Source organism: Halobacterium litoreum, assembly GCF_021233415.1.
GTDB lineage: Archaea > Halobacteriota > Halobacteria > Halobacteriales > Halobacteriaceae > Halobacterium > Halobacterium litoreum.
The window spans coordinates 1792757-1812581 of sequence record NZ_CP089466.1 but is presented as its reverse complement, the minus strand read 5'-3'; the positions used below and the strand labels follow the sequence as shown (position 1 = coordinate 1812581).

Below are 19825 nucleotides of genomic sequence, written 5' to 3'. Positions count from 1 at the left end.
GCGTATGATGATACCTTCGGTTTCACGCAAGGTCGCCGGTGTGCGCGAACCGGCCGAGCGCCGTTCGCGCCCGCGGAATCGGTCGTTTTTGTTGCCCCTAGAGGGTCGCCGCGAGTTTGTCGGCCACTCGGAGGCCGAGGCCCTGCTTGTCGCCGGCGTACTCCGCGGTGTCCTCGGCCGTGACGACGAGCGCGCGCGTCTCGTCTGCGCCCATCACGCTCGCGTCGTTCGCCACCACGAACGAGAGGCCGGCGCGCTCTAGAATCTCGCGGGCCGCGGCGACCATCGCGTCGTCGTCGCCCGACGTCTCGGCCTTGAAGCCGACAATCGGGAGGTCCGGGAACTCGGCGCGCACCTCGTCGATGAGTTTCGGCGCCGTCTCCAAATCGAGCGTGAGGTCCTGCCCGGACCGAATCTTCTCCTCGCTCGGCTCGACGGTGTAGTCGCTGATTGCGGCGACGGACACGAGCGCGTCGGCGCCCTCGCAGGCGTCGAGGGTGGCCGCGAGCATCTCCGCCGCCGTCTCCACGCGCACCGTGTCGGCGTACGGCACCGGTTCGCCGTCGTGAACCAGCGTCACGTCGGCGCCGCGGACGTACGCGCCCGCCGCGACCGCGCGGCCCGTCCGACCGGACGACCGGTTCGTGAGCACGCGCACCGGGTCGATCGGCTCGCTCGTCGCGCCCGACGTGACGACGACGCGCTCGCCGTCGAGTGGCCGGTCGCCCGCCGCGCGCGCCGCCGCGAGCACGATGGCCTCCTCGGTCGCAATCTTCGCCTTCCCCTCCTCGACGCGCGGGTCGACGAAGTCGACGCCCCACGACTCCACGCGTTCGATGGCGTCCAAGACGCCGGGGTGGTCGTACATCGGTTCGTGCATCGCGGGCGCGACCACCACGGGCACGCCAGCGCCGAGCGCCGTCGTCGCACACGTCGTCACGGGCGTGTCGTCGATGGCCGCGGCGACCTTCCCGACGGTGTTCGCGGTCGCCGGCGCGACGAGGAACACGTCCGCCCACCCCTCGGTCCCGCACAGTTCGACGTGCTCGACGTCGCCCGTGATTTCGGTGACGACGGGGTTGTCGGTCGCGAACTCCACCGCCCACGGGTGGACGATGCTCTGTGCGCTCTCGGTCATCACCGCTCGCACGTTCGCGCCGCGCCGGCGGAGTTCGTGGGCCAACTCCACGACCTTCACCGCCGCGATGCTGCCCGAGACGCCGAGCGCGACGTTCACTCCGGAGAGCATTCACCGGGCATTCGCACCCCGGCGTATAAAAGCAGTCGCTGCGAGTCCGTCGGTCGGGTCGCGCTCAGTCGTCGTCGCCGTCGACGCTCGGGTGCTGGGTCGGCGGGTCGGCCGGCGACAGCGCTTCGAGGCGTTCGAGGCTCTCGCGCTCGCGCTCCCGGCGCTCGCGTTCCTCGATTTCCTCGCAGCCCGGCGGCACCTCGCGGCCGCGCCCCGAGAAGTAGCCGTCGGGCGCCACCCAGTCGTGGTAGTACGGCTCGTCGCTGTCCTCCACGACGGTCAGCCCCGTCGTCGCGCCGTGGCCCGCCGCGACGACCGCCTGGTGGTACTGCCTCGCGATGCGCCCCGCGGCGTACAGGCCCTCGACGCCGGTGCGCCCGAACTCGTCGACGTCCAGCATCGTCTTCGACCCGCGGTCGATTCGCTCGACGTCGAAGCCGTCGAGGTAGGAGACGTCCGGCCACGACGCCGCAACCACGAAGTCCGCGTCGAACGCGCCCGACTCGGCGGTCTCCACGCGGAATCCCTCGTCGGCGGATTCGACGCGCTCGACGAACGCTTCCTCGAAGTCGGCGCCCGCGCGCTCGGCCTGCTCGCGGGTCGCGTCGAGGAACGTCCGCGCGTTCACGCCCGCCGGGAACCCCGGCACGTTCTCTAGGTGCGCGTTCCGCGCGAGAATCGGTTCGTCGGCGTCGAAGACGGTCGTTTCGAGGCCCGCACGGGCGGTGTACGTGGCGGCCGTCAGGCCCGCCGGCCCGCCGCCCACGATGGCGACTCGCTGTGTCATGGCTCGGAGTTGGAATCGAGGGGATACAAGCCTCGCGGTCGATCGCCGCGCTCGCCGCCGCCGACGGCATGCCTTTCTTCCAGCGCGCCCAACTCGGGGCGTGGACACCGTCGAAGTCAGCACCGACGTTCGCGTGCCGCCCGCCGAAGCGTACGCGTTCCTCCTCGACTTCCCGGGGTACGCGGACTACTCCGAGTACCTCCGGTCGGTCCGCCAGCGCGGCGACGGCGGCGCCGGCACCGAGTACGACCTGACGTTCGCGTGGTGGAAACTCCAGCACACGGTCCGCTCCCGGGTCACCGACACCGACGAACCCAACGAGATTTCGTGGCGCGTGCTCGGCGACCTGCGCGCGAGCGGGAAGTGGCTCGTCGAAGAAACGGACGAGGGGTCGCGCGTGACGCTCGTCGTCACCTACGACGCAGACAGCGCGAGCGGCGTCCTCGACCTGCCAGCGCTCGTCTCGCTGGACTGGGTGGTAGAGCGCGTCGTCGGATTGGTCGTGGACGAGGGACGACGAGTCGTCGAACGCGTCGTCGCGGACCTAGAAGGGAAACGCCGGCCGGTCGAACTGACCGTCGAGACCAAGTAGCGCTACTCGTCGCCTTCGCTGTAGTCGCCGCCGTAGCGCATGAAGAAGTACGTCATGCCGAGCACCGAGGTCATCGAACCGACCGCCGCGACCGCGGCCGTCTTCGCCGAGTCGCCGAGAATCGACTGGTATCCCTCGTTGGACGGCGGGTTGTTCGTGACGACGACGGTGCCCTCCATGCCGAGGCTGGCGTGCGGGTCACAGACGTACTTGTATTCGCCGGTCGGCCCGTCGAACGTGTACTCGTACTCCTTCGGCGGCCCCGTGATTTCGGTGTTCACGCTCCACTCCGCGTCGCTCGGCACGTCCGTCGCGTGAACGTTGTGACCGGGGCCCCGCCAGACCCACTTGACGGTCTGACCGGGCTTGACGTACACCGTCTCCGGCGTGAACTTGTTCCCGTTGGCACCGACCTCGACGACCTTCGGACCGCTCGAACCGCCACCTTCGCCCTCCTGTGCGGCGGCGGTTCCGGTCAGCGCCGCGCCCGCGGCGGCCGCGGTCGCGCCCGTCCGGAGGAACCTGCGGCGTGACACCGGTTCGTCAGCATCCGAGTTCATGGCCGAGGCTAAGGAACGACGGCTACTGAATACTTTGGTTTGCGCGCTACCGCGAGAACGCGGCGTCGCGCCCGCGTCAGAGCGTGTAGCCCTCGGTCCCGTCGAGACTCATCACGAACGCCGCGGTGAGGTCGACGACCTGGTCGACGTCGTGGGCGTGGGCGGCCTCGGTCGGCGTGTGGAGGTAACGCGTCGGCGTCGAAATGGCGCCCACCGGGGTCGCGCCGTGCGTGCGCTGGAACGCGCCGGTGTCGGTGCCGCCGGCGGTCAACACTTCGCGCTGGTAGTCGATGTGCTGATTCTCCGCCACGTCGACGAGGTCGTCGGTGACCTTCGGGTTCGGGAGGACGACGCCGTCCTTGAACTTGATGGCGGCGCCCTCGCCGAGTTCCGTCACGTAGTCCTCCTCGTAGACGAACTGCGGGATGTCGTTCGCGACGGTGGTGTCCAAGTTGAGGACGAGGTCCGGGTCGATGTCGAAGCCGACGGCTTCCGCGCCGCGCAGGCCGACCTCCTCCTGGGTGGTCGCGACCCAGTGGACGGTGACGCGGGGAACCGTCCGACTCGCCGCCTTCAACAGCGCGTAGACGCTCACGCGGTTGTCGATTGCCTTCCCCGTCACGAGGTCGCCGACCGGTTCGAGGGACTGCGAGAGCGTCACGCGGTCGCCGACGTTCACCACGTCCTCGACCTCGTCGGCTGGCAGGCCGACGTCGATGAACACGTCCCGAACGTCGTCTTTGTCCCGCATGTAGGGGTTGTCGTCGGTGTGTGGCGGCGGCGACCCGATGACGCCCGGCAGGTCGCCCTCGTCGGTGTGGACGGTCGCGCGCTCGGCGCGCAGAATGCGGGGGTCCCAGCCGCCCAGCGGGTCGACCTGCACGAACCCGTCGTCGTGGATGTGGCGCACCACGAACCCGATTTCGTCCATGTGGGCCGCGACCAACACCTCGAACTCGGGGTTCTGGCTCCCCTCGACGGTCGCCGCAAGGTTGCCCATCGCGTCGGTTCGAATCTCGTCCACTTCGTCCTCGACGGAGTCACGGACGATGTCGCGGATGCGGTCCTCGTGGCCGGGTGCGCCGCTGGTCTCGGACAGTTCGCCCAGTAGTTCGAGGTCTACTGCCATACGCGAACGGGTGGACGCGCTCGGCTTAAAATCTCGCGTCTCGGCCGTCCGCCGGCGCGACCCCGAAGAAACTCCCGTCCGAGTGTCGAGGGTTCCAGAACCCTTTTGGAAGCCCCCTGTCCACGTTCCCCACATGGCAGACGTCGAATCCGAACTCCGAGACGAACTGAAAGAAGCGTTCTCCGGCGCCGACTTCCCCGTGAAAAACCAGATGGGGCTCGTCCCCGCGCTCCCGAACGGCCCGTCGACGACGTTCGAGGCCGGCGGCCAGTCCTGGACCGCGATGGAACTCGCGACGAAACTCTCCAGTCGCGCCAGCTTCCCGTACGACGACGTCGACTCCCTCGTGGACGACGTCATCGCGGGCCTCAAGGACGAAGGCGAACTGTAACGCGAACCCACCGCGGGCTTCTCCTTCCGTAACGACTTACGTACTGGTCGGTGTCCGTCCAGCCATGACCGACTGGATCGGCGACCTGTTCACCAGCGACACCGGCTGGACCCACCTCGAAACGCTCGTGGACGTGCGCAACCGCATGGCGGGCAGCGACGGCGAACGTGAGGCCGCGGAAGCCACTCGCGACGCGCTCGCCGAATACACCGGGGACGCGTGGCTCGACGAGTTCGACATTCAGGGCTGGGAACGCGGCGACAGCGGCGTCGAGACGCCGGACGGCGTCGAGGACTGCATCGCGCTCCCGCGCAGCCCCAGCGAGGACGCCACCGGCGAACTCGTCGACCTCGGCTACGGCCTCCCGTCGGACTTCGAGGAGACCGACGTCGAGGGGAAACTCGTGCTCGTCGCGTCGGACGTGCCGGACTGGTACGACCGCTACCTCCACCGACGCGAGAAGTACTACCACGCCGTCGAGCAGGGCGCGGCCGGCTTCCTCTACGAGAACCACGTCGAGGGCTGTCTCCCGCCGACCGGGAGCGTCGGCACGAGCGACGACCCCATCGGCGAGATTCCCGCCGTCGGCGTCTCCAGCGAGGTCGGGTCGCGGCTCTCCCGGCGCTACGACGGCGACGAACTCACCGTCTCCGTGACCGCCGACGTCCACGACGCGACGAGTCAGAACGTCCACGCCACGCTCGGCCCGGACACCGACGAGGAACTGCTCGTCACCAGCCACGTCGACGCCCACGACATCGCGGAGGGCGCGATGGACAACGGCGCCGGCACCGCGATGGTCGTCGAAGTCGCTCGCGCGCTCGCCGACCGCGCCGACGAACTCGACACCAAGGTCCACTTCGTCTGCTTCGGCGCCGAAGAGGTCGGCCTCGTCGGGTCCGCCTACGACGCCGAACGCCGCGCCCGCGACCAGATTCGCGCCGTGCTGAACTTCGACGGCGTCACGCGCGGGCGCACCCTGAAGTTCTACGCCCACGGCTTCGACGCGCTCGGCGACGCCGCCCGCGACCTCGGCGACGACTTCGACCACCCGGTCTCGGTCACGCCCGAGATGGGTCCCCACTCCGACCACTGGGAGTACGTCAAGTACGGCGTCCCCGGCTACCACGTCGCCAGCGAGACCGGCGGCTCCGGCCGCGGGTGGGGGCACACGTACGCGGACACGCTCGACAAACTCGAAGTGCGGGACTTCCGCGAGCAAGCAATCCTCCTCACCGCGCTCGCCGTCCGCCTCGCGAGCGACGACTTCGCCGTCGCGCACGCCAGCGAAGCCGACGTCGCCAGCGCGCTCGAAGCCGAGGACCTCGCGGAAGGCATGAAGATTACCGGCGACTGGCCGTACTGACTGCCGCGGCCCGCAGGCTTTTTGCGAGTGCCCCACCGCTTTTCGACCGATGAACGAGACGGCTCTCGGGTGGTCGCGTCGATGACGCGCGTCGGTCTGCTCGGCGCGGCCGCCGCCGACGCCGCGGACGCGGTACGGGACGCGGGCGGCACACCACTCGTCGACGACACAGCGGACGCCGACGTCCTCGCGGCGCTCGACGAGGACGCGCTCTTGGACGCCGCGTTCGACGCCACGGCACCGATTCTCCCCGTCGGCGTCGGCCGCGAGTACGGCGGCGTCGCCGACACCGACCGCGCCGCCGCGCTCGCCGCGCTCGCCGCCGGCGACTACGACGTGACCGAGCGCCCGACGCTGTCCGTGACGACCGAATCCGTCGACGCGCGCGCGCTCGCCGACGCGACGCTCGTCGCCAGCGAGACCGGCGACATCTCGGAGTTCGGCGTGCGAAGCGACGGCCGCGAACTCGACGACGTGCGCGCCGACGGCGTCGTCGCCGCCACCCCCGTCGGCAGTCGCGGGTACGCCGCGGACGCGGACGGCCCCGTCGTCAACTCCGACGTCGACGCCGTCGCCGTCGTCCCGATAGCGCCATTCCGTATCGAACGCACCAACTGGGTCGTCTCGCCGCCCGCGTCGCTCACGGTCGTCCGCGACGAGGCCGCGGTCGACCTCTACGTCGACGGCCGCCGCCGAGGCGCACTCGCCCCCCACGACCCCGTCACCCTCGACTGGGGCGACCCCGTGTCGGTCGCCACCGTCTCCCGGTCCGGCCACCGCGCCGACTGAGCGATTGGAAAAGACATAATACCGCGACACACCGACCAACGCACATGGCAGACCCATCGGTCACGCTCTTCGGGCCCCTCGACACGCTGCTCGCGCCGTACATCGAGTGGGCGCTCCTGGCAATCGTCCTGCTGAACTTCGTCAGCCGGCGTGTCGCACACGGCGCCCACAAGCGGCAGGCCGAAGACGGCGCCGACGCGCTCTCCCGGCACCCCTTCCACGTGTTCACGCTCTGGGGGATGGTGTTGTTGAGTTTCTACTACCTCACGCTCCACCACCACGCCGGCATGGTGTTGTCCACACTCGTTCTCGGGACGTTCATCACGGACATCTTCGAGTTCGAAGCCCGGAAAGTCGAAGCGCGGGAAGGACACGGCATCGAGCGCCCCAAGGGCGCGCTGCTCGCGACGACCGTCACGTTCCTCTACGTCGCCTTCCTCAGCCTGTTCTTCGTCATTCAGCCGTACTGGACGCAGGTCATCTGAGGCGTCGACGCCCGCGGTCGCGACCCCCCTTTCTCGGCAGCTCGTTTTCCGCCGGCGAGTGACGAATCCCGACTCGCGAGTATCGCGCGCTTCCCCAAAGCGTCGAGTGTGGCCACGCGGCGCGTGGACCGATTCGAGTCCGCTGTGCCGACCAGACCGTCGCTCAGTCGAAGCCGCCGCCGACCGCGACGCGACCACTGGTCGCGTGCGAGCCACGAGAAACGACCACGGGACTCGCTCCACGGCCAGCGACGCACCGAGTCCGTGAGCCGGTTCACTCCCAAACGAACATCGATTAGTTCTCGCGGCGCCCGGACGGCTGCGACGCTGCTCGACGAGCGAAACCGGGAGAGAAAGACGGCCGTTATTCGCCGCTGAACTGCGCGTACACTTCGCGGCCGAGCGGCACGCCGACCCAGAACAGAATCGCGCCGAAGATGGCGAGCCAGAACATCGACTCCAGCAGCAACACGGCGATCTGGTCGTACATCGTGAGGTTGTCGGGAATCGCGCCGTAGAGCTGTGCGCCGCTGAAACTCGGCGTGCGATACCAGCCCGCGAGTACCATCCAGATGAGGCCCGCGCCCGTGAGCAAGCCGAGGCCCTTTGCGAACTCGTCAGCCATTATCTGAGGTTTCGTCGTCGCTGTCTTTATCCTTTGCCATTCCGTCAGCCCGGAACCGCGACGCGAACGCGTACACGACCCCCCCGGCGGCGATGAGCGCGACGCCGACCACGACGAGTGGCACGCTCACCTCGCTCGCGGCCGCCCGCCCGGAGTTCGTCGCCACGTCCAGCGACACGAACCCCAGCACGACGGTCACGACCGCGAACAGCGTCGAGAACACCGTCACGGACTTGTAGAGGCGGTCGGGCACGACGACGTCGCGACCGCGCGTGTCGTCTCCCATCGCCTAAGACGACGGCTGGACGGTACTTTACTGCGGCGGAAACACGGCCGAGAACGAGCGAGACAGGAAGAAACGAGACGAAACGGAGCGGAACCGGCTTACTTCGGCGGCCGGAGCTTGTAGTACCGGCGGTTGAGGTCGTACATGTACCCCTCCCGCATCGTCTTGAGCATCGCGTACGCCATCGCGCCCGCAATCGGCGGGACGAGGAACGTCAGGTCGAACAGCAGGTGCGGGTCAATCGGCGTGAGGTTCTTGATGGACAGCGCGCTGATGAACATCGCGAACACGATGCCCATCACGCCCACGGCGCCCCAGAACGGCTGTTCGACGGGGCGGCGCGCGCTTCCCTTGTTCAAGAACGGCACGATGGCGATGATGCCGACGATGACGACGTTGGCGAGCACGCCGTACGTCCGGTCGGCGAGCAACTTCTCGCCGCCGATGATGGCGAGCTCGGGGTTCAGCGGGCCGAGCTTCAGCAGGCCGAACGACCAGTAGAGATACCAGTCGGGCAGGATGATACTCGGCGTCTGACTCGGGTTCGCCGGCGCGCCGAGGTGCGGCGGGAGCGTCGACGCCAGGAAGAAAATCATCCCGACGAAGAAGCTTGTGAGCGCGAGGTTCCGGATGAGCTCGTGGGGCCACACCGGGAACGCGAGGACGTCGCGTTCGACGTAGTCGGACTGCTCGCGGAGGTCCTGGTCCTCGCGGCGGGAGCGCTCGAAGTACTCGTACGTCAGCCGGGAGAGCCCCGTCGTGCGCTCCTTGCGCTCGCGCCACGTCGGGGTCTCGTCGTCTGGCGGGACGATGCCCGTACCGTCGGTGCGGGCCTCGTCCTCGGTGGATTCGTTGTCTGACATTGTTAGTGGGGTTCAGCGATGCCCTGCATCCACACAAGCCCGAGGTGGATGGCGATGACCGCCGTCACCACGAACGGGAGCAGGAACACGTGCAGGATGTACATTCGTTGGAGCGTCGCCTGTCCGAGCGAGAAGCCGCCGAACATCAACTGGGCGACCCACTCGCCGATGAGGGGAATCGAGAGGCTCATCTCGACGCCGATCTGGCCCGCCCAGAACGCCAACTGGTCCCACGGCAGCAGGTAGCCCGTGTACCCGAACACCATCGTGAGGCTGAGCAGGATGATGCCGATGATCCAGTTGACCTCGCGGGGTTCCTTGTACGCGCCCGTGAAGTAGACGCGGAGCATGTGCAGGAACACGGCGGCGGTCATCACCTGCGCGGCCCACCGGTGGACCGATCGGAGCATGAACCCGAAGTTCAACTCCGTCATGATGGACGCCACGCTGCTGTACGCGACGGTCGCCCCTTCGATGCTGGACGCCGCGGCGGCGGCGTTCGACGGCGAGTAGTAGAAGCCGAGCAGCGCTCCCGATATCGCCGCGACGAGGTAGGCGAGCGTCGAGAAGAACCCGAGCGAGTACAGCGGATACCAGTACCAGAACTTGTTGTCGAGGTTGTACTGTTCCGTGTGGCTCTTCGGCATCTGGAGGTTGACGCGATAGTAGAGGCTCTCCAGGAGCTCTAGGTAGTCGACGATGCGGATGCGTTTGTCCAGCCAGACCAGCACCGTGAGGAACGTCGACTCTATCGGCGTCAGGTCCTTCTCTTCGATCCAACTCTCGTGGTCGTGTTCGTCTTTTCGTTCGACACTCATGCTATCACTGCTCCGGCCGCGGGAACGCGACGAAACTCCGGTTCACGATGCTGAACGGGTCGTAGATGGACTGGTGGCACGGACAGTAGATCTTGTTGTCCGCGGTCTGGTAGCCAGACGACCGGAAGCCCGGCACGCAACAGAAGTGCGTACACTTGTTCAGAACGGCCATCATGCCGTCCTGCGTCGCGGCTTCGAGCCACTGGAGTGCCGCGTCGTCGCCGTCGCCGCTCTGAATCTTCTCTTCGAGTCGCTGACTCCGGATGAGCTGGATGGGAATCGCGTTCTCGACGTCCTGGGAGCGCCACGACGCCATCCCGCCTTTCCCGACGTCTGCGTCGCCGACGCCGTTGCCGGGTTCCCAGCTCTGGTAGTCCTCGAAGTCCGCGATGTTGACGCGACCGGAGGTCGGCTGCCAGTCGTAGGAACTCGGACCGCCCGTGTACCGGAAGTAGTTGTCGCCCTCGTAACTCGGACTGAGGCCCGCGTACTCCTGGACGCCGCAGTACTGGAACCAGTCGACTTCGTACGTGGCGCCGCCGAGTTCCATGCGGGCGACTTCGACCGTCTCGCCCTGCCGTTCGACTTCCTGAATATCGGGGTAGACGCCGCGGATGAAGCCCTCGTCGTCGATCTCGATGGGGACCATCGGCATCGCGCGCGGAGCGGGACCGGCGGTGTTCTCCACGCCGAAGTAGGTGGTCTGCCCACCGCCCTGCCCCGTCCGGTTCGTGATCGTGTCGACGGCGGCGACGCCGCCGGCACCGACGCCGGCCATAGCGGCACTGCCGACGACGCCTTTCACGAAGCGACGGCGCCCCGAATCTTCTGGGTACTTGTCACTCATTGGTTACTTCTTGTAGTAGGGGTAGACTGCTTTCTTGAACTGTTCGACCGTGTCACCGAACGTGTCGACGCCGTCAACCTCGTCCTCGCGGACGTAGAGGTCCTCCCACTTCCGGCGGCGCTTCTTGACGATCATCACGTCCGGCAGGAACTCCTTCCGGTACAGCAACAGGATGAACGAGAGGTCGATGAAGATGGCCGCCAGCAGGAACCCGAGGTACATGTTCCCGACTGGGTCCGTGCCGAGGCCCGAGATGAGCCCCCACGCGAACAGTGCGACCAACACGACTTCGATGAGCGTCAGCAGGACGATTGCAATCGTCGCTGCCGTGCTCTCGCGCGCTGGCTCGTACCGGTGGATGTCGCCGTAGTTGGAACCTTTCGAGGACATTTATTCCTTGTTGGGGGCGCTAGCGTGCTGTGATTCGCCGTACTTCAGGACGAAGAACGAGTACACGAGCGTCACGATCATCATGAGGATGGTCGCGATGCCCACGAAGTGCGCCTGGAACGGCACGCCCATCTCGTGGGGGTGGAGTTCCGCTTCGCCGCCCTCGCCACCGGGCGCCTGCCCGGTCTCGTTGACGACGACGGTGCCCTCCATGCCGACGCTGGCGTGCGGGTCACAGACGTAGTTGTACTCGCCGGTCGGCCCGTCGAACGTGTACTCGTACTCGAAGGGTGCAGACGTGATTTCCGTCTGGACGTCCCAGTCGGCGCCCTCGGGAACGCTTTGCGCGTGGACGTTGTGCCCGACCGAGCCCTTCCAGACCCACTTGACGGTGTCGCCCGGCTTCACGTACACCGTCTCCGGGGCGAACACGTTCTGACCGTTCGGACCGACTTCGACGGTCTTCGTCTGGGCTGTGCCGCCACCGCCGCCACCGGAGGTAGTCGTCTCGTTGCCCGTCGTGCCGTTGCCGGAGGTGGTGGTCGTGTTGTTACCTTCCTCCTGCAGGGCGGCGGACGCGGACGTCGACGACTGCGCACCGGCCGCTCCGATGGCCGCGGCACCGCCGGCCGAACCGGTCGCAATCTTCAGAAAGTCCCGCCTCTTCATACATTCAGGAATCAGGATGGCTCCCGCATAAACCCACCGATGGGAGCGCGGCGAGATACCTCACGTATTCGGGTTCTACGTGCCGTTGTGCGGCGTTTCGCGGGGTTACTCTTCGCCGTCGGTCTCGGGGACGAACTCGGGTCGTTCGCCGTCGCCGAGGCCCGCTGCTCGCAGTCGCTCCCGGAACTCCTCGGACCGGAAACGGTCCGAGAGACGGGCGTTCGCGACGATCAACAGCATGAAAACGCCGAACAGCGCGAACCCGAGCCCGGCGACGGCCGCGATGACCGCGGAGTTGCCGAGCGGGTGGAGTTGCAGCGTCGTCCCGGCCACCGTGCAACTGCGCGCGGTCGACCCGGCGACCTGCGGGCACGTCCGCACGAGCGGGTCGTACGTGAACGGCGACAGGAACAGCAGGACGCCGGCGACAATCTGCGCGAGGCCGACGTACTGGAGGAGCGTCGCGCCGATGCCGCTGCTCCCGTCGGGGACCTCCTGCGGGTCGGGGAGCCCCGCGTGTTCGGGCGCGTTCGGCACGTCGTAGTCGTCCATCGAACAGAGCGCGACCGTCGGCTTCACGTCCCGCAGGACGGTGCCGCGGCCTTCGACGGTGCCGTCGCCGTAGACGACGGCGTACCCCTCGTCGGAGTACGCGAGGACGACCGGTTCGCCCTCGATGCTGTCGCGCTCGACGACGGCGAACACGTCACGGGTGGCGACGCGATGGCGGAGGTCGTTTTCCACGCGGTCGAGCAGTTCGTCGCCCGTAATCCACGTGTCCGGGTCGAACGCGGCCTCCCACTCCTCGACGGACATCTCCGACATCTCCCGCGGCCCGAACTCCTCGAAGTCGTACTCCTCGTCGACGCGCTCCGCGAGGTCGTCGGGCGCCGCCCCCTCGTCCGGCGCGGGCGACTCGCCCTCGCCGGCGCTGGAGTCAGTCATCACCTCGAAGTTGCGCGCGGAGCGGGTAAACGCTTCCGACCTACACCATCGCCGACGAGACGCGGGTGTCGTTCTCGTCCACGACGACCTCGTAGTACTCGTAATCTTCGACGGTCGCGTTGAACACGACTTCGCCGCCGCGTTCCACGACGACCGGGACGCCGTGTCCGCGGTCGTGAATCTCGCGCGTGAGCGAGAGCCGGTCGCCCTCCTCGACGACGTACGTCTCGGTGTCGCCGTCCGGTGCGAGCGTGACCGTGACGTTACCCGCGCCGTAGGACGCGCGAACGGAGAGGTGGCGGTCGATGTGCGAGGTGCCGACCGCGGTGTGCGGTTCGGTCGTGGCGTCGGTCGTGCCGGTCGTCTCGACCGTCGTCTCGTCGACGGTAGTCGTGGTGTCGCTCCCGCCGAGGCCCGTACAGCCCGCGACGGCGACGAGGAGGGCGACCGCGACCACTCGTTTCGGGGACATGAACGGAACTGCACGCGCCCTCGGTAAACCTCTTGTGTGCGGTCCGACGCGCCGGTCGTCACTCGCCGAACGCGAGTTCGATGCGGTCGAGGTCGGAGTCTCGGATGCGGTCGGGGTTCGCGCGCAGTTCGGCGACCGGCGCGAAGTACGCGTCGCCGTCCTCGAACTCCGGTTCGAGGTCGCCGTCGACGCGCGAGCGCTCCACCGCGTACGTCAGCAGGTAGAACGCGACGTCCGGGTGTTCGGAGTGTACCACGGTGAGGAACTCGAGGTCTTCGGGGTCGGCTGTGAGGCCGGTCTCCTCCTCGAGTTCTCGGACGACCGACTCGCGGGGTCGCTCTGCGGGCTTGGCGTGCCCGCCGGGGAGGCTCAGGACGCCCTCGTGTTGCGGGATGGGTTCGTCCAGCACGAGCACCGAGTCGTCGTCGCGGACGACGACGTGGCCACCGGGAATCGGGCACTGGGAGAACAGGACGTCGCAGTCCGGACACCACGGGTGGGTTCGGCCCTCGTACTCCCGAGCGTCGACGGCGGCGCCACAGCGGTGACAGTAGTCGGGTTCGACCGCGACGGAGTCGATGGCGTCGAACGAGGCCATGTCGTAGAGTACCTAGACACGGTCGAAAAACGTTGCTACGTAACGGTTGTACACGTGACGCCGTCCGCCCGATTCGGTCGGGCGCGCCCGAGTCGAACCCGTTTTGTCGCCTCGCTCGAACACTCCGACATGGTCGAGGACGTGGTCGTCGCGAGCGTCGCCGCGGCGATGGTCACCGCGAGTTTCCCGCTCTACCTCTACGGAGCGTGGATTATCATCGAGGCGGAGCCGGTGACGTGGGGCGACCTGCGCCACCACCTCTCGTACATCTTCGCGGGCCTCGCGCTCACGACCGTCCCCGTCCTCTTCTGGATGCTCCCGCGGCTGTTCGACCAACTCGGCGGGTTCGCCGTCATGCACGCCTTCTTCGGGGTGCAGGCGTACGCCTTCCTCGCGTTCGCGCTCACCGGTATCGTCCCCATCCTGCGCGCGAAACGCGAGTACAACCTCTACCACGAACCGGACCGAGACGTGGACCTCGACGAGATACACGAGAACATGGGCGCGTGGCGCCTCCGCCTCCGCGCAGGCGTCATCGGCTACGTCGTCTGCTGGCTCGCCGCGTGGGTGCTCGGCGTGATTCGATTCGTCCTGAAGTACCCCTCGCTCCCGGTTTAGCGGTCCCGGTACCAGACGTACGTGAGCGCGAGCGTCAACACGAGCAGGCCCCCCGCGAAGAACACGAGGCCCGGCGGAATACCCTGTGCCGCGGCGTCCGCGACGGTCGCCGTCGTCTCGACTTGTTCCTGCCCCATCACGCCGACCTGGCTCTCCGCCGTCGTGACCGTCTCGTCAGCGGCGTCCCCGCCCGATATCGCGTACTGCGAATCGTCGCCGCCGCCCGCGCCCGACTGCCCGAACAGGCGCTGGACGACGACGCTCGCGATACCGAGCACGCCGAACGCGCCGAGGATGCGGAGCAGTCGGTCCTTCAGCGACGGCTTCGACGCTTCGTCGGACGCGAACACGACGAGCGACTCGCTCGCGGGCGCGTACACCTTCATCTCACGACCCTGCTCGGAGTACCACGTGTCCGCGACCTCCACGAGACCGGCGTCCACGAGTTTCTCGATGTGGTAACTCGCGTTCTGGAGCGACGTGTCGACGGTGTCGGCGACGCTGGACGCGGTGTCGGGCTCCTCGTAGAGCGCCGCGAGAATCTCGCGCGCGGTCCGGGAGGACAGCGCTTCGAACACCTCGTCGGCGGCCTCCTCCCGAATGCCGACGACGTTTGACCCGTCCCCTCGCTCCGCGGTGGAGCGCCCGGGTATGAGACGATTCGCTGGCATCTACGCGAACGTACACGTTCCACCTTCAAAGCATCTCTCAAAACTAAAACCCCGATTTGAGCCCGTGCAAACGGGGCACAAATCACGGCTTATCGCCGCCGCAGTCCCGCGGTTTCCCGCATCGAGTTCGCCGGGGCTACCACTCGCTGCCGTCCGCGAGGTCGACGTCGTGGTCTTCCTTGGAGGACGGACAGATATCTTCGAGCACGCAGTCCCCGCAGTCGGGGTTGCGCGCCGTGCAGGTGTCCCGGCCGTGGCTGATGAGCCAGTGCGTGTAGTGCTTCCAGTGCTCGCGGGGGACGACCGGCATCAGGTCCTCCTCGATGGCTTCCGGACGTTCCTCCTCGGTGATGCCGAGGCGCCGCGAGATGCGCTGAACGTGCGTGTCGACGACGATGCCTTCGGTGATGTCGTGGCCGTGCTGGAGGACGACGTTCGCGGTCTTCCGGCCGACGCCCGAGAGGTCCGTGAGTTCGCTCATCGTGTCCGGCACCTCGCCGTCGTGTTCCTCGACGATGGCGGTGGCGGCGCTCTTGATGTAGCCGGCCTTACTGTTGTAGTACGTGATGGAGTTCAGGTCCTCCGCGAGTTCCTCCTCGTCGGCGTTCGCGTAGTCCTCGGCCGTCTCGTACTTCTCGAAGAGGTGGGCCGTCTCCTTGTTCACGCGCTCGTCGGTACACTGCGCGGAGAGGATGACCGCAATCAGGAGTTCGAGGCGGTTCGAGAAGTTCAGGGAGATTTCGGGCTCCGGGTACTCCTCGCTGAGTCGGTCGATGACCGCCTCGACTTGCGCCTCCCGCGTCTCCAGCATCGTTCCCATACGCGGCCCTCGGACGGCCGCGCCTTCGCTGTAACGGAAGCGGGCGAACGTTCAAATACCAGTCCGGCACCATCTGCCGCCGTGACCTGACCGTCGCGGTGGGGCGTCAGCGGGAGCGCGACACGCCGTCTCACCGGAAGCGAGTGTCGCCTGTCAGCCCACAACCACTGCGAGTCGGCCACCAGCCGTCGCTGCTGGCCGGCTTCCGGGACGTTTATGCGCGCGACAATCCGGCTACGAGGTATGAAAGCGACCGCGCGAGCGCACCCGATTCAGGGCCTGGTGAAGTACCACGGGATGCGCGACGAGGAACTCCGCCTCCCGTACCACGACTCCATCAGCGTCTGCACCGCGCCGAGCAACACCACGACGACCGTCGAGTTCGACCCGGACCGCGACGAGGACATCTACCGCGTGGACGGCGAGGAAGTCGACGGCCGCGGCGCCGAGCGCATCCAGATGGTCCTCGACGAGGTGCGCCGTCGCGCCGGCTTCGACCACCGCGCGCGCCTCGTCAGCGAGAGCAACTTCCCGACGAACATCGGCCTCGGCTCCTCCTCTTCCGGGTTCGCGGCGGCCGCGCTCGCCGCCGTCGAGGCCGCGGGCCTCGACCTGACGCTCCCCGAGGTGTCGACCATCGCGCGCCGCGGGTCGTCGTCGGCGGCGCGCGCCGTCACCGGCGGCTTCTCGGACCTCTACGCGGGCCTCAACGACGAGGACTGCCGGAGCGAGCGCCTCCCAGTGGACGACGAGATGGCCGACGACCTCCGCATCGTCATCGGTAAAGTGCCGGCGTACAAGGAGACCGAGGCCGCCCACGAGGAGGCCGCGGACAGCCACATGTTCGAGGCGCGGCTGGCGCACATCCACGACCAGCTCGCGGAGATGAAAGACGCGCTCCGCGAGGGCGACTTCGACCGCGCGTTCGAGACGGCCGAACACGACTCGCTGTCGCTCGCGGCGACGACGATGACGGGACCCGCCGGCTGGGTGTACTGGAAGCCGGACACCATCGAAATCTTCGACGCGGTGCGCGACCTGCGCGAGGACGGCGTGCCCGCGTACTTCTCGACGGACACCGGCGCGACAGTCTACGTGAACACGCGCGCCGAACACGCCGACGAGGTCGAGGCGACCATCGCGGACTGCGGCGTCGACACCGAGGTCTGGGAGGTCGGCGGACCCGCCCACCTCGTGGACGACGAAGCGCTCTTCTGAGCCGCCGGTAGGCGTACGGTTTTCCGGGCGGCGCCCGTATTCGAGGCCATGCGAGTCGCCGTACTCGGCGCGGGCTACGCGGGCGTGGTGTTGGCCGACCGACTGGAGCGCCGCCTTCCCTCCGACGTGGACCTCGTGGTCGTGGACGACACCGGCAGCCACCTCGTCCAGCACGAACTCCACCGCGCGGTCCGCAGGCCGAGCTTCGAGGACGACATCGTCGTGTCCCTTGACGACATCTTCGACCGGGCGCGCGTGAGACACGCGACCGTCGCGTCTGTCGACCGCGACCGACGCGTCGTCGAGTTCGCGGACGGCGAGGAGATGGCGTACGACGTGGCGGCGGTCTGTCTCGGTGCCGAGACGGCGTACTACGACCTGCCGGGCGTCGAGGAACACTCGATTCCGCTCAAGCGACTGCCCGACGCACGCCGCATCCGCGAGTCGTTTCTCGACACCGTCCGCGCCGGCGGCGGCACCGTCGTGGTCGGTGGCGCCGGGCTCTCGGGCGTGCAGGTCGCGGGCGAACTCGCGGCGTTCGCACGCGAGGAACACGCCGACGACGACGTTGACGTCGTCCTCGTCGAGCAGATGGACGACGTGGCGCCGTCGTTTCCGGCGAAGTTCCAGGACGCCGTGCGCGAGGAACTGGACGCCGAGGGCGTGGACGTCAGGACGGGCGTGACCGTCGAGCAGGCCACCGAGGAAGCAGTCGAAACCGAGAGCGGAGTGATTCCCTACGAGACGTTCGTGTGGACGGGCGGCATCCGCGGTCCGGACGCGCTCGCGGGGGAGCGCGCCGACGTGCGCGCAGACCTCACGCTGGACGACCACACGGTCGCTGTCGGCGACGTCGCGCGCGTGGTGGACGCCGAGGGCGCGGCGGTGCCGGCGAGCGCGGCGGCCGCCGTCCGCGAGGCGAAGGTGGCGGCGCGGAACGTCGAGCGCCTCGTCGACGACCAGCGCGACGTGGACGACGGCTTCCGGCCGCGACTGGAGCGGTACACGTTCGACTCGCCGGGGTGGCTGGTGAGCGTCGGCGACGGCGCCGTCGCGCAGGTCGGCCCGAGCGTGTTCCGCGGGCGCGCCGCGAAAGCCGTGAAGACGGGCGTCGGCGCGAGTTATCTCGCCGCCGCGGGCGACATCCGGAACGCCGTCGGCCTCGTCAGAGAGGAGTTCGATTTCGAGCGCCACGGCGACTGACTGCTCGGTGGTCCCGCCTCAGGCCGGCCCGAGGTAGCCCCACGCGTGCAGACGGTCGCCGTCGCCCGCCACCCACCGGTCGCCGATGTCGTCCCGGTAGTAGAGATTCGGGATGCGAACGTCGCTGACGCGCTCGTAGGCCTGCCGTTGTGCCTCCTGCATCGTCTCTCCCATCCCGGTGACGACGAGTGGCATCCCGGACTCGCCGGCGGCCCGCCACTGGCCGCGTTCGCGCGCTCGCGGGTCGCAGGGCTCCCCGCTCGCCGTTCTCGTGTCGCGCAGCGACACGCACTTCGCGTCCTCGATGTGGACGCCGTCGGGCGGCGTCGTCCCGCCGTCGCCGCCGTCGCTGTCGAACACGATGGCGGCGTTCCGCGAGTTCTCGTCGTACGTCTTCGGATCGTCGAACGGGAACGGTGGCAGGACGACGCGCACGCCCACCTGGTAGCCGTCGTGGACCTCGAAGTCGGGGTCGTTCCCGTGCGCGAGGTCGTGGAAGAACGCGCCGACGGAGGACTCGATGCTCTCGGTTTGGAGCGTTATCGTCGGGTAGCCGAAGCGCGGCGTGAACTCCAGTGGGTGGACGCCGGTGTCGTTGACGATGCAGTTCAGGTCGATGCTCCCGACGTACCCCTCGTCGGCGAGCCACTCCTCCAGCGGGCCGAGCGTGCGCTCGAACAGTTCGTTCCGGCGCGCCCAGAACGCGCTCGTCCCCATCTCGCCCGTCGAGGGACCGATGTTCCCGGGGAACAGGCGCTTGTGTTCGAAGTTGAAGTTCACCGGCTCGGCGAACCGCTCGCCGTCGAAGAACCCACAGATTGCGACCTCGACGCCCTCGACCTTGCGCTGGAGCTGGAACCCCTCCATCCGGTGGCCCCACGCCTTCTCGTACGCTCGGAGCACGTCCACCACGTCGCTGCCGTCGTCTTCCTCGCCGACGTAGACGAGTCGCTTGACGTTCTGCACTTCGCCGAGCGGTTTCACGACGTACGGCCCGGGGTGCTCTTCTACGTGCCGGATGCCGGCCTCGAAGTCCGTGAACTCCTCGTGGTCGATGGTGTTCACGCCGTTGGCCTCCAGTATCTCCATCGCGTACCCGCGGTCTTCCTCCAGTCGGTCGGTGTTCGGGGTGCCACCGACGACGGCCTTCCCCTGCTCGCGGAGTTCCTCGGCGAGCGCGCCCGTGCCAACGTCGTCGCCGACCCAGATGTCGTCGAAGACGACGACGTCCGCCCAGTCGACCTCTGCCTCCCAGTTGTCGGTCTTCGGCACGAAGCCGTCCCCGATCTCGCGGTCGCTCTCGGCCTCGACGTAGTACTTCACGTCGTGGCCCTCCTCGTGGACTTGCCGCGCGACGTCCGCGATGAGCGCGGCGTCCGCCGACACGAACAGGAACTGTTTGGTTTCCATACAGTTCCTACGCGGACGCTCCTC

General features: G+C 67.9%; 25 protein-coding genes. 8 read left to right on the top strand and 17 right to left on the bottom strand.

Features of this window, described 5'->3' with window-relative positions:
- Positions 1 to 97: 97 nt before the first annotated feature.
- Together coaBC and LT972_RS09950 are read right to left on the bottom strand one after the other, a co-directional pair.
- Positions 98 to 1249 (bottom strand): bifunctional phosphopantothenoylcysteine decarboxylase/phosphopantothenate--cysteine ligase CoaBC, encoded by a 1152-nt coding sequence (coaBC, locus tag LT972_RS09955; protein WP_232570002.1) that lies wholly within the window; start codon positions 1247 to 1249, stop codon positions 98 to 100.
- 64 nt (positions 1250 to 1313) lie between these two features.
- Complete coding sequence (locus tag LT972_RS09950; protein ID WP_232570000.1) at positions 1314 to 2036, bottom strand: NAD(P)/FAD-dependent oxidoreductase; 723 nt, start codon at positions 2034 to 2036, stop codon at positions 1314 to 1316.
- A gap of 100 nt (positions 2037 to 2136) precedes the next feature.
- Here LT972_RS09950 and LT972_RS09945 point away from each other — a divergent pair, with 100 nt between their 5' ends.
- Positions 2137 to 2628 (top strand): SRPBCC family protein, encoded by a 492-nt coding sequence (locus tag LT972_RS09945; RefSeq protein ID WP_232569999.1) that lies wholly within the window; start codon positions 2137 to 2139, stop codon positions 2626 to 2628.
- 2 nt (positions 2629 to 2630) lie between these two features.
- Here LT972_RS09945 and LT972_RS09940 read toward each other — a convergent pair whose 3' ends face one another.
- Positions 2631 to 3188 (bottom strand): plastocyanin/azurin family copper-binding protein, encoded by a 558-nt coding sequence (locus LT972_RS09940; RefSeq protein WP_232569998.1) that lies wholly within the window; start codon positions 3186 to 3188, stop codon positions 2631 to 2633.
- 76 nt (positions 3189 to 3264) lie between these two features.
- The gene (locus LT972_RS09935; protein ID WP_232569996.1) at positions 3265 to 4317 is read right to left on the bottom strand and encodes a M42 family metallopeptidase; all 1053 of its coding nucleotides are present in this window, start codon (positions 4315 to 4317) and stop codon (positions 3265 to 3267) included.
- Positions 4318 to 4450: 133 nt separating this feature from the next.
- Between LT972_RS09935 and LT972_RS09930 the strand changes: the two genes are divergently transcribed.
- The 4 genes from LT972_RS09930 (at position 4451) to LT972_RS09915 (ending at position 7348) form a co-directional block, all read left to right on the top strand.
- Positions 4451 to 4708, top strand: coding sequence for an MTH865 family protein (locus LT972_RS09930; RefSeq protein ID WP_232569994.1), 258 nt, complete (start codon positions 4451 to 4453; stop codon positions 4706 to 4708).
- Positions 4709 to 4772: 64 nt separating this feature from the next.
- Positions 4773 to 6074, top strand: a complete 1302-nt coding sequence (locus tag LT972_RS09925) for a M28 family peptidase (RefSeq protein ID WP_232569992.1) — start codon at positions 4773 to 4775, stop codon at positions 6072 to 6074.
- Between the two features lie 81 nt (positions 6075 to 6155).
- A complete protein-coding gene (locus LT972_RS09920; protein ID WP_232569990.1) occupies positions 6156 to 6863 on the top strand; it encodes an NAD(+)/NADH kinase in 708 nt (235 codons plus the stop codon).
- A gap of 44 nt (positions 6864 to 6907) precedes the next feature.
- Positions 6908 to 7348, top strand: coding sequence for a DUF7313 family protein (locus tag LT972_RS09915; RefSeq protein WP_232569988.1), 441 nt, complete (start codon positions 6908 to 6910; stop codon positions 7346 to 7348).
- Positions 7349 to 7712: 364 nt separating this feature from the next.
- On the opposite strand, the gene LT972_RS09910 is transcribed toward LT972_RS09915, so the two are convergent.
- The 10 genes from LT972_RS09910 to LT972_RS09865 all read right to left on the bottom strand — a co-directional run bounded on the left by LT972_RS09910 (position 7713) and on the right by LT972_RS09865 (position 13861).
- Positions 7713 to 7973 (bottom strand): DUF7314 family protein, encoded by a 261-nt coding sequence (locus LT972_RS09910; RefSeq protein ID WP_232569987.1) that lies wholly within the window; start codon positions 7971 to 7973, stop codon positions 7713 to 7715.
- A complete protein-coding gene (locus LT972_RS09905) occupies positions 7966 to 8259 on the bottom strand; it encodes a DUF7315 family membrane protein (protein WP_232569985.1) in 294 nt (97 codons plus the stop codon). The genes LT972_RS09910 and LT972_RS09905 overlap by 8 nt, the downstream gene beginning before the upstream one ends.
- A gap of 98 nt (positions 8260 to 8357) precedes the next feature.
- Complete coding sequence (locus LT972_RS09900; protein WP_232569984.1) at positions 8358 to 9122, bottom strand: cytochrome b family protein; 765 nt, start codon at positions 9120 to 9122, stop codon at positions 8358 to 8360.
- Positions 9123 to 9124: 2 nt separating this feature from the next.
- A complete protein-coding gene (locus LT972_RS09895) occupies positions 9125 to 9940 on the bottom strand; it encodes a cytochrome b (RefSeq protein ID WP_232569982.1) in 816 nt (271 codons plus the stop codon).
- A gap of 4 nt (positions 9941 to 9944) precedes the next feature.
- Positions 9945 to 10787 carry a Rieske 2Fe-2S domain-containing protein gene (locus tag LT972_RS09890; RefSeq protein ID WP_232569981.1) on the bottom strand — a complete coding sequence of 281 codons (843 nt, stop codon included), beginning with the start codon at positions 10785 to 10787 and terminating at the stop codon, positions 9945 to 9947.
- Positions 10788 to 10790: 3 nt separating this feature from the next.
- Positions 10791 to 11177: a DUF7318 family protein gene (locus tag LT972_RS09885; RefSeq protein ID WP_232569979.1), complete on the bottom strand. Its 387-nt coding sequence runs from the start codon at positions 11175 to 11177 to the stop codon at positions 10791 to 10793.
- On the bottom strand, positions 11178 to 11846 hold the full coding sequence (locus tag LT972_RS09880; protein WP_232569977.1) for a plastocyanin/azurin family copper-binding protein: 669 nt from the start codon (positions 11844 to 11846) through the stop codon (positions 11178 to 11180). It lies immediately after the preceding gene.
- A 105-nt stretch (positions 11847 to 11951) separates the two neighbouring features.
- Positions 11952 to 12791, bottom strand: coding sequence for a DUF7319 domain-containing protein (locus LT972_RS09875; RefSeq protein WP_232569975.1), 840 nt, complete (start codon positions 12789 to 12791; stop codon positions 11952 to 11954).
- A gap of 40 nt (positions 12792 to 12831) precedes the next feature.
- Positions 12832 to 13263, bottom strand: coding sequence for a hypothetical protein (locus LT972_RS09870; protein WP_232569972.1), 432 nt, complete (start codon positions 13261 to 13263; stop codon positions 12832 to 12834).
- Positions 13264 to 13321: 58 nt separating this feature from the next.
- Entirely contained in the window at positions 13322 to 13861 is a 540-nt protein-coding gene (locus LT972_RS09865) for an NUDIX hydrolase (protein WP_232569970.1), read from the bottom strand.
- Positions 13862 to 13990: 129 nt separating this feature from the next.
- On the opposite strand from LT972_RS09865, the gene LT972_RS09860 reads away from it, so the two are divergent.
- A complete protein-coding gene (locus LT972_RS09860) occupies positions 13991 to 14479 on the top strand; it encodes a DUF7321 family protein (RefSeq protein WP_232569968.1) in 489 nt (162 codons plus the stop codon).
- Here LT972_RS09860 and LT972_RS09855 read toward each other — a convergent pair.
- Entirely contained in the window at positions 14476 to 15150 is a 675-nt protein-coding gene (locus tag LT972_RS09855) for an ArsR/SmtB family transcription factor (RefSeq protein ID WP_232569966.1), read from the bottom strand. The two genes, LT972_RS09860 and LT972_RS09855, sit on opposite strands and share 4 nt — an antisense overlap.
- A 136-nt stretch (positions 15151 to 15286) precedes the next feature.
- Positions 15287 to 15970 (bottom strand): endonuclease III, encoded by a 684-nt coding sequence (gene nth, locus LT972_RS09850; RefSeq protein WP_232569960.1) that lies wholly within the window; start codon positions 15968 to 15970, stop codon positions 15287 to 15289.
- A 243-nt stretch (positions 15971 to 16213) separates the two neighbouring features.
- On the opposite strand from nth, the gene mvaD reads away from it, so the two are divergent.
- Together mvaD and LT972_RS09840 are read left to right on the top strand one after the other, a co-directional pair.
- Positions 16214 to 17188, top strand: coding sequence for a phosphomevalonate decarboxylase MvaD (gene mvaD / locus LT972_RS09845; RefSeq protein ID WP_232569958.1), 975 nt, complete (start codon positions 16214 to 16216; stop codon positions 17186 to 17188).
- A 48-nt stretch (positions 17189 to 17236) separates the two neighbouring features.
- Complete coding sequence (locus LT972_RS09840) at positions 17237 to 18391, top strand: NAD(P)/FAD-dependent oxidoreductase (RefSeq protein ID WP_232569948.1); 1155 nt, start codon at positions 17237 to 17239, stop codon at positions 18389 to 18391.
- Between the two features lie 18 nt (positions 18392 to 18409).
- Here LT972_RS09840 and LT972_RS09835 read toward each other — a convergent pair whose 3' ends face one another.
- Positions 18410 to 19801: a phosphoribosylamine--glycine ligase gene (locus LT972_RS09835; RefSeq protein ID WP_232569947.1), complete on the bottom strand. Its 1392-nt coding sequence runs from the start codon at positions 19799 to 19801 to the stop codon at positions 18410 to 18412.
- Positions 19802 to 19825 lie beyond the last annotated feature (24 nt).